The sequence below is a fragment of the Nocardia sp. NPDC003726 genome, from assembly GCF_053586955.1.
Genome location: NZ_JBSFNF010000046.1, coordinates 19,603 through 28,210, shown reverse-complemented (window position 1 = coordinate 28,210; position 8,608 = coordinate 19,603). Strand labels below are relative to the sequence as shown.

Sequence of the window (8,608 nt, the reverse complement as noted above, 5' to 3'; positions counted from 1 at the left end):
CTGGTGTTCGCGGCCCCTTTGTGGCTCGCGTCCGAGCGACCGCCGCTGGCGACTTCGTCGCGGACGCGGCGGCCGCTCGGACGCGAGCCGGGCCGCGAACGGCGGATGCTCGGTCTTGCTTCGCTCGAAAGACGTGGTGGAGGTGCGCTGGGCGCGTCGGTATCAATGCTGCGACCTCGCGCGCGGTGGAAGTGGCCGGGCGGCGCGTTGTTCGCCGCACAGGCGGAGCACCTTGGGCGCGAGCCGGGGCCGCGACGGCGCACGTGGTCTCGCTTCGAATTGTGCTGCGTTCAAACGTTTGCAGGGCTCGCGGCCATGCTCGGTCTCACTTCGCTCTATCGGAATGGGGGGCGGTGGTCACGTGTGACGATCACCTTCTCGATAGGACACGAGGGGCATGCTGCCGATCTGCCGGCGAAGATCACCTGTGCGATCGTTCTCGGCCGGTCGCGGGTGCACTCGATTCCGTACTCGCGGAAGATCGGCTTCAGCCGCAGCGAATCCACGCGGTGGCCTCGTTGTCGTGCAGGGCGTAGTCGATTCCGCGGGCGGTCAGTAGGCGGAGTACGGGGATGTTGTCCGGCGTCGTGCTCACGAACAGCCTCGAGTAGCCTTCGGCGGCCGCCCGCTCGATCAATGCGGCGAACACGGCGGTGCCGATGCCCGTGCCGCGGCGGGAGCGGCCGAGCCAGACTCCTGCCTCGGCGGCGTCGTCCGAGGCGGGCATCCGGCACAGTCGTGCCGCGCCGGCCACCTCGCCGTCCACCCGGATGCCGTAGGTCGACTCGACGGGCGGGTCCGCCAGCGCGCGGCCGCGGTGGAAGGCGCGGAAATCCGCTTCTCGGTCAGCATTCCAGCTCGCATCCGGCGCTTCGACCGGCATGACCTCGCCGGGATGCGCGTCGGCCACCGCGGTGTGCAGCAGATCGGTGAGCAACGCTTCATCGAGCGGTTCGAGGACGACATGGCCGGGCACAGCACCGATCCTGGCACCCGGACCCGCCGCGCGCGACCGGTTTTCCGCACGCTCAGACCGGCGTGATCGGCAGCCGCAACGCGCCGGGCGCGGCGACCGGAACCACCGGGTTCTTCGGTTCGATCGGCGCGAGCCTGCGGTAGGCCGTTCCGAGCGGCGGGCGCGGGTCGTCCTCGCCTTTGTTCGGCCACAACGCCATCGCGCGTTCGGCTTGGGCGGTGATGGTCAGGGACGGGTTCACGCCCAGGTTGGCCGAAATGGTCGAGCCGTCGGTGATGTGCAGGCCGGGGTATCCGTAGACCCGGTGATAGGCGTCGACCACGCCGGTCTCGGCCGAGTCGCCGATGGCGCAGCCGCCGATGAAATGGCCGGTGATCGGGATGTTCAGCAGTTCGGTCCAGCCACCCTGCGGCAGACCGTCGATCTTCTCCGCGATCCGCCTGGTCACCTCGTGTCCCTCCGGAATCCAGGTCGGCGGCGCGGCGCCGTCGCCCGGCTTGGTCGTCATGCGCCTGCCGAACAGGCCGCGCTTGGTGTAGGTGACGATCGAGTTGTCGACGTTCTGCATGACGAGCACGCCGATGATGCGCTCGGACCAGCGGCGCGGGCTGTGCAGCCGGATGAGGTGGCGGCGGTGCGCGATCAGCTCCCGTACACCGAGCCACCAGCGGGCCTTGCCCTCCTGCCCGTCCACGAGCACGGTGGCCAGCAAGCTCATCGCGTTGCTGCCCTTGCCGTAGCGGACCGGCTCGATGTGGGTGTACTCGTTGGGGTGGACGGACGAGGTGATCGCGACGCCCTTGGTGAAGTCGGTGTCCTTGCGCAGCGAGCGCGCGGCGAGCACCGCTTCGGAGTTGGTGCGGGCCAGATGCCCCAGCCGCGGCGAGACGCGCGGCAGCGAACCGTTCTCGCGCAACCGATGCAGCAGTTTCTGGGTGCCGAGCGCGGCGGCCGCGAAGATCACCTGGTCCGCGGTGAACGTCTGCTCGCCCTTGCGCAGCCACCGCCCGGTGCGCTCGGTCCGCACTTCGTAGCCGCCCGCCGGCCGCGGTCGCACGTCGGTCACCGTGGTCAGCGGATGCACCGTCGCCCCGGCTTTCTCGGCCAGGTAGAGGTAATTCTTCACCAAGGTGTTCTTCGCGCCGTGCCTGCAGCCGGTCATGCACTCGCCGCAGTGGGTACAGGTGGAGCGCGCGGGCCCGACGCCGCCGAAGAACGGGTCGGCGACCTGCTGACCCGGCCGGGAATCGTTGTCCGCGAAGAGCACTCCCACCGGAGTGCGGCGATAGGTGTCGGCGATGCCCATGTCCTGGGCGACTTCGCGCAGGATCCGGTCGGTGGGCGTGGTCGCCGGGTTCTGGGTGACGCCGAGCATGCGCTTGGCTTGGTCGTAGTACGGCGCCAGCTCGTCGCGCCAATCGGTGATGTGCGCCCACTGCCTGTCGCGGTAGAACTTCTCCGGCGGCTCGTACAGCGTGTTGGCGTACACCAACGACCCACCGCCGACTCCCGACCCGCTCATGATGAACGTGTCGTTGAGCAGGGTCATCCGCTGGATGCCGTAGCAGCCGAACTTCGGCGCCCACAGGTACTCACGCAGATGCCAGGAGTTCTTCGCGTACTCCGTGTCGGCGAACCGCCGGCCCGCCTCGAGCACGCCGACCCGGTATCCCTTCTCGGTCGCTCGCAGCGCGGCAACGCTGCCGCCGAAGCCGGAACCGATGACGAGCACGTCGTAGTGGCTGTCCATGCGCTCGAGCGTATGGCGGCGAACACACCGCCCGGACGAGAGATACGGACGCGATATCGAGATTTCCGGCCATATCGCACCACCCCGCGCATTCCGATCTTCAGCGACCTACGGCGACCACGACCGGAACCGGCGTGCTGCCCCAGGCCGAGGTCGTGGCAGCCGGATACGGGGGCGATCAGTCGTGCCAGCCGCTCGACGCGAGGATCTCGTCCCAGGTCAGCGACGGCAGTTCCGGATGGTGCTGCCGCAGGATCGAACCGGCCAGGCTGCCGGGCGGAGCCTTGCGCGGATTCGCCAGAGCTTGGGTTTCGACCACCGCGCCACGGGCAGGCGCGGTGCGGCCGATCTCATCCGCTCGAGCGGATGAGATCGGAGCGGTGTCTCAGGCGATCGGGTTTCGCCGGCCTGCACCGAGTGCTGCTGCCGCAAGCGGAGTCACATCTCGGCGGGAACTGCGCCACCAGCTCTGAGCGGAGCGCCACCTCTCATCACGGCATGCCGGACGATTCGCTCTGCCTGCTCACCACGCGGCGGGAGGCTGATCCGGCGGCTGCGGCAGGCTCACGGGCGATCGCCACAGGCCGAACGGCGTGGCCAGGCAACTCGCTCCGCTCTGCAAATTCCAGGCGAAGGCGCCGGAGCCCAGGCACACCACCGCGCCATCGGGCGTGCCACCCACCTCGGATCTGGAGCCCTCGAACGCGATCGCCACCCCCACCGCCGGGCCGTCGCGCAGGTGGTCGTCGACCACCGTGCTCAACGCTACGGCGTCCGGACCGATCCCCAGCGCGATAGGCATGCCGCCCGCGCCCTCGCTCGCCCCGACGCCACCCGCCACGCCGACGCCGAGGGCGGTCGCGCCGAGGGTGGCTCGGGCGTAACCGACCCCGTCGACGCCATCCGAGCGCGCCTGCCCCCTGTGATCGCTGGCCGCCCGGCACCCTGTGTTGCCGTCGATGACGGTGGCGTCGACACCGCGCTCGGCGGCACAGGACAGGGAGGTTGCCGAGGCCGCCGCGGGGACCACGAAAGCGGTTCCCACCGCGGCGGCCGAGCAGAGAATCGCACTGATGGTATTCATGGACAACCTCTTTCCGCGCCACGCTGGGAATCGCGAACCAACATGGCGGCCTGCTGGTCCTTCACCCGGCGTTACCCGCCGAACCGGCACGGAAACACACGAACGTTTCGCACACCGATCAGCCGGAGGCGGTGTGCCGCGCCGCGTCCGCCGGCCTGGTTCAGCGGGAACCTCTGACCGATCGGTCGCGGACGCGATACCGCCCATGGATTTCGACGACGGTACGGCCGCACGACGGGCAGTGCGTGATCAATTCAGTTGCGCGACAGCGGTTGCGCCGATCTTGTGATCGGTGATCGAGGATGCCGCACCGGACACGCCGAGCGCACCGAGGACCGTGCCGCGGATTCGGATGAGCACGCCGCCGCCGTTGGGCACCAGCGCGTGCGCATCCGCGCGCCGCGCTTCGCCGAACAGCGACCGCCCTTGCGGTGCGGCGGTCATGTGCACGGTGTCGAACCCCAGCGCGACAGCCGCCCGCGCCTTGTGTTTCGCGATATCGCTCGCCGGTGGGGGCGCACCGTCCATCCGCGCGACGGCCACCACCGTTCCGCCTGTTTCCACGATTGCCAGCGACACGGCCTCGCCGAGTTCGGCCGCCGCCTTGCGTGCGGCGGCGATCACCGAGTCGGCCTGGTCGAGCGAAATCGACATACGACCATTCTTGCCCGGGATCGGCCACGCTCGAAGGCCACCCGCACGAGCGTCCGTGCGATTCATCGAGTGGACGACCGTCCGCGACACGCCGTGTCTCGAACACACCGAAGACCCTCTCTTTAGCAACTATCGAGCTACCATTTCGTCAAGTTACTCACCGGCGTTTCCCTCGACCTGTGATCCACAGAGCCCGCGCGGACACGGCGACGGACCAGCGCCGGTGAGCCGCCCACCTCGCCCGCCCCGGCGGTGGGACTTCCCAGCCCTGACTGGGATGGAGCCCGTAGCCAACATGTCGCAACATAGGATGAATTCTGGATCATTGGGGTGGCAGTGATCGCCGACGAAGCAATTGCGCTGAGCGACAAATGAATTCGGTTGCTTGTCACCGAGCAGGAAGCGGGCAGGAGGTATGCGAGTGGGCGCGACAGCACGGTCCGGAAAGCAGCGAGGTGTTCGCGGTCGGCTGAGAAGAACCAGCGCCGTCATGGTGACGGCGGTGCTGATGTCGCCCATCGGCGCGACCGTCGCCACCGCCGCGCCGATCCACACCCCGGTGCTGCGCGCGCCCGCGCGCGGTTTCAGCGAGCTGTCCGTGCCGTCGAGCATGGGGCCGATCAAAGTCCAGGTGCAGTGGGCGGCGCGCGGCGGCAGCGCGGCGCTCTACCTGCTCGACGGGCTGCGCGCGCCCGCCGACCACAGTCAGTGGTCGAGCGACACCGACGCGCTGAGCCAATTCGCGGACGACAACGTCACGCTGGTGTTGCCGGTCGGTGGCCACTCGAGCTTCTACACCGACTGGTACCGGCCCAGCAGCACCAACGGCCAAGAGACGACGTACAAATGGGAAACCTTCCTGACCCAGGAGTTGCCCGCCTATCTGCAGCGCTACGGCGTATCGCGAACCAACAACGCCGTCGTCGGAGCCTCCATGGGCGGCAACGCCGCCCTGATCCTGGCCGGATACCATCGCAACCAGTTCAAGTTCGCCGGATCGTTCTCCGGGTTCCTGCACCCGACGTTCCCGCTCTGGAACGAAGCGATGCGCGCCGCCATGCGGGACGAGGGCAATTTCAACGTCGACGACATGTGGGGGCCGGTCGACGACCCGGCCTGGAGTCGCAACGACGCCACCGTACAGGCCGATTTGCTGCGCGGACTGCCGATCTACGTCTCGACCGGCAACGGCCTGCCCGGCCCGCTCGACGTGCCGTTCGGAGTCGGGAACACGGTCAACGCGATGGGCCTGGAGTCGATGACGACGATCGCCGCCCAGATGTTCCGTGATCGCCTCGCGGAGCTGGGGATGACCGCCCGCGTCGACACCGTCGACGGGACGCACACCTGGCCGTACTGGTCGCAAGCGCTCGCCACCGCGCGTCCGATGATCCTCGACGCGCTCGGCGCGCACTGACCGCGTTGCACCCGCACTAGCCGGACAGCACGCCCGCGACGACCGCGCTCACCGCGCCGCCGACCGCCGCGCGCGAAGGTGGACCGGCGTCCCGGTCGGCGAACAGCAGATGCGCGGTTCCGATCAGCATGGGGGCGAGCGTGCCGATATCGGCGGTCGCGGCGATCCGGCCGAGATCGCGTTCGGCGGTGAGGTAATCGGCGATCATGGCGGTCGCCTCCGCCAGCACGGGGACGCCGGTCGGCCGGTCACGGCGCAGGCGCGCGCGCAACTCGTCCCGGAACGCGATCAGGCTGACGATGGCCGTGGTGACCGGGCCGAACAGGTCGGTCAGCGCGTCGGTGAGGTGCTCGACCACCGCGCCTTCTCCGGCGGATTCCCGCAGAGCGGCGGCCCGGCGCTCGTTCTCGGCGATCCGGGCGGTCACCAATTCGGCGAGGAAGTCGTCGAAGTCGGCGAAGTGCCGGTGCAGAACACCTTTCGCGCAGCCCGCCTCCGTGGTGACCGCCCGGCTGGTCAACGCGCTCGGCCCGTCTCGAAGCAGGATCCGGTCGGCGGCGTCGAACAGTTGCTCGCGCACGTCGCGGAGGGCGACTCCGGTGGGCATGCCGATGTCCCTTTCGGTTCGGATCGGCCCACCCCATTGCCGAGTGGGCACATGCCCATTTACAGTGGGCACATGCCCACTATACCTTCGCCAGAGGAAACGCCGCACCGGCAACGGCAGATCGCGGAGTCGTTCGGGGTGGATGCCGAACGCTACGACCGGACCCGTCCCAGCTATCCCGACGCCCTCGTCGAGCACATTGTTTCCGCCAGCCCCGGGCGTGCGGTCCTGGACGTCGGCTGCGGCACCGGCGTCGAAGCCAGGCAGTTCCAGGCAGCCGGTTGCACGGTGCTCGGCGTCGAACCGGATTCCCGGATGGCGGAATTCGCGCGGTGTCAGGGGCTCGAGGTCGATGTGACGACCTTCGAAGCCTGGAACAGCGGAGGCCGCGTTTTCGATGCCGTGATCGCGGCAACGGCCTGGCACTGGGTCGATCCGGCCGCGGGAGCGGCGAAGGCGGCGGAGGTCCTGCGCCCCGGAGGCGTGCTGTCCACGTTCTGGCATGTGTTCCAGCTCCCGGACGAGGTAGCCGAAGCGTACGGCGCGGTATACCGGCGGGTGGTGCCGGACTCGCCGTTCCCCCTCCAGGCGGGCACCCGAGCCGCGGCGATGTACCGGCCGATCCTGGACAAGACCGCCGAAGGAATCCGGAAGACCGGCCGCTTCGACGAACCTCTGGAATCGAATTTCCCGTGGGAGCGGACCTACACCAGGGACGAGTGGCTCGATCAACTTCCCACGCACGGCTCGATGACCCGGCTGCCGCAGGACAAGCTGACGCAAGTGCTCGACGGCGTCGGCGCGGCGATCGACGCGATGGGCGGCAGTTTCACCCTGCCTTACAAGACGGTCGCGATCACCGCGACCCGCTCCGCCACGCCCTGACCCGCCGGCACGGTCGGCGCGGAGTTCTGCGTCCGGGCGCGCTCAGGGTGCGTCGGCTCGGTGGTCGGCCCACAGACGGTCGGCGTCGCCCGCGGTGATCCGGCCGCGGTAGACGTCGATCTTGTGGTCGATGAGTTCCAGGTTCTCGTGCAGCTCGGCGATTTTCGCGGCGACCTCGGCGCGGTGCGCCTCCATGAGGGCGAGCCGTTCGTGTTCGTTGCCGCGGCCCGCGGCGACGAGTTCGGCGTAGCGGCGGATGGTTCTGATGGGCATGCCGGTGGCTCGCAGCCTGGTGCAGACCCTGATCCAGTCCAGATCCAGTTGCCGGTAGCGCCGCCGGCCCCCGGCCGCCCGGTCGACGGGGGTGACGACCAGGCCGGCGCGTTCGTAGTAGCGCAAGGTGTGCACGCTGACCCCCGTCCGCCGGGCGGCCTCGGCAATGTTCATGCCTTCGCCAGACGGGTCGGAATCCGGCTGCGGCTTGACTTCGAGCACGCTCTAAAACTTAGCGTCCGTGCTCATGACGACAACACTGATCACCGGAGCGAACAAAGGTCTCGGTTTCGAGGCCGCCCGCAGGCTCCTCGCCGCGGGCCACCGCGTCTACCTGGGCAGCCGGGACGCCGAGCGCGGGCGCCGCGCCGCCGAGCGGTTGGGCGCGCGGACGGTCCAGCTCGACGTCACCGACGACGCGTCCGTGGCCGCCGCGGTCGCGGTCGTCGAAGCCGACGGCGGCTTGGACGTGCTGGTCAACAACACGGGCATCGCGCCGGAATGGACCGCGGCAGGCGCCGTGACCGGCGCCGCGGAACTGACCGCCGACCTGATGCGGCAGACCTTCGAGACGAACGTCTTCGGCACGGTGCGCGTGCTGCACGCGTTCCTGCCCTTGCTGCAACGTTCCGCCGCGCCCGTGGTGGTGAACGTCAGCAGTGGGCTGGCCTCACTGACCCGCATCAGCACCCCCGGCAGCCCGGCTTACGCCTACCCGGGCGTCGCCTACCCGGCATCGAAAACCGCGGTCAACGCGCTCACGGTGCAGTATGCGAAGGCGTTCCCGAATATGCGGATCAACGCGGTGGAGCCCGGCTTCACCAAGACCGACCTGAACGGGAACACCGGCCTGCAGAGCGTGGAGCAAGGCGCGGAGATCATCGTGCGGATGGCGCGGATCGGCAAGGACGGCCCCACCGGGGCTTACGTCGCGGCCGACGGCGTCCTGCCCTGGTAGTCGG

Annotated in this window: 10 protein-coding genes; 3 read left to right on the top strand and 7 right to left on the bottom strand. The window is 69.2% G+C overall.

Going from position 1 to position 8,608, the window contains the following annotated elements:
• Positions 1–487: 487 nt before the first annotated feature.
• From ACWDMM_RS32860 to ACWDMM_RS32840, 5 genes are all read right to left on the bottom strand, one after another.
• Positions 488–976, bottom strand: a complete 489-nt coding sequence (locus ACWDMM_RS32860; protein WP_357206296.1) for a GNAT family N-acetyltransferase — start codon at positions 974–976, stop codon at positions 488–490.
• Positions 977–1,028: 52 nt separating this feature from the next.
• Positions 1,029–2,726: a GMC family oxidoreductase gene (locus tag ACWDMM_RS32855; protein WP_357206298.1), complete on the bottom strand. Its 1,698-nt coding sequence runs from the start codon at positions 2,724–2,726 to the stop codon at positions 1,029–1,031.
• A 178-nt stretch (positions 2,727–2,904) separates the two neighbouring features.
• Positions 2,905–3,045 carry a hypothetical protein gene (locus ACWDMM_RS32850; RefSeq protein ID WP_449941404.1) on the bottom strand — a complete coding sequence of 47 codons (141 nt, stop codon included), beginning with the start codon at positions 3,043–3,045 and terminating at the stop codon, positions 2,905–2,907.
• Between the two features lie 204 nt (positions 3,046–3,249).
• Positions 3,250–3,810, bottom strand: a complete 561-nt coding sequence (locus tag ACWDMM_RS32845; protein ID WP_195081721.1) for a DUF6764 family protein — start codon at positions 3,808–3,810, stop codon at positions 3,250–3,252.
• A gap of 249 nt (positions 3,811–4,059) precedes the next feature.
• Complete coding sequence (locus tag ACWDMM_RS32840) at positions 4,060–4,464, bottom strand: GlcG/HbpS family heme-binding protein (RefSeq protein WP_195081720.1); 405 nt, start codon at positions 4,462–4,464, stop codon at positions 4,060–4,062.
• Between the two features lie 508 nt (positions 4,465–4,972).
• On the opposite strand from ACWDMM_RS32840, the gene ACWDMM_RS32835 reads away from it, so the two are divergent.
• Positions 4,973–5,881 carry an alpha/beta hydrolase gene (locus ACWDMM_RS32835; protein WP_357106468.1) on the top strand — a complete coding sequence of 303 codons (909 nt, stop codon included), beginning with the start codon at positions 4,973–4,975 and terminating at the stop codon, positions 5,879–5,881.
• Between the two features lie 16 nt (positions 5,882–5,897).
• Here ACWDMM_RS32835 and ACWDMM_RS32830 read toward each other — a convergent pair whose 3' ends face one another.
• Positions 5,898–6,488, bottom strand: coding sequence for a TetR/AcrR family transcriptional regulator (locus tag ACWDMM_RS32830; protein ID WP_195081718.1), 591 nt, complete (start codon positions 6,486–6,488; stop codon positions 5,898–5,900).
• Between the two features lie 51 nt (positions 6,489–6,539).
• On the opposite strand from ACWDMM_RS32830, the gene ACWDMM_RS32825 reads away from it, so the two are divergent.
• On the top strand, positions 6,540–7,373 hold the full coding sequence (locus ACWDMM_RS32825; RefSeq protein ID WP_449941401.1) for a class I SAM-dependent methyltransferase: 834 nt from the start codon (positions 6,540–6,542) through the stop codon (positions 7,371–7,373).
• A 42-nt stretch (positions 7,374–7,415) separates the two neighbouring features.
• Here ACWDMM_RS32825 and ACWDMM_RS32820 read toward each other — a convergent pair whose 3' ends face one another.
• On the bottom strand, positions 7,416–7,868 hold the full coding sequence (locus ACWDMM_RS32820; protein ID WP_449941399.1) for a MerR family transcriptional regulator: 453 nt from the start codon (positions 7,866–7,868) through the stop codon (positions 7,416–7,418).
• Positions 7,869–7,893: 25 nt separating this feature from the next.
• Here ACWDMM_RS32820 and ACWDMM_RS32815 point away from each other — a divergent pair, with 25 nt between their 5' ends.
• Positions 7,894–8,604 carry an SDR family NAD(P)-dependent oxidoreductase gene (locus ACWDMM_RS32815; RefSeq protein ID WP_449941398.1) on the top strand — a complete coding sequence of 237 codons (711 nt, stop codon included), beginning with the start codon at positions 7,894–7,896 and terminating at the stop codon, positions 8,602–8,604.
• Positions 8,605–8,608 lie beyond the last annotated feature (4 nt).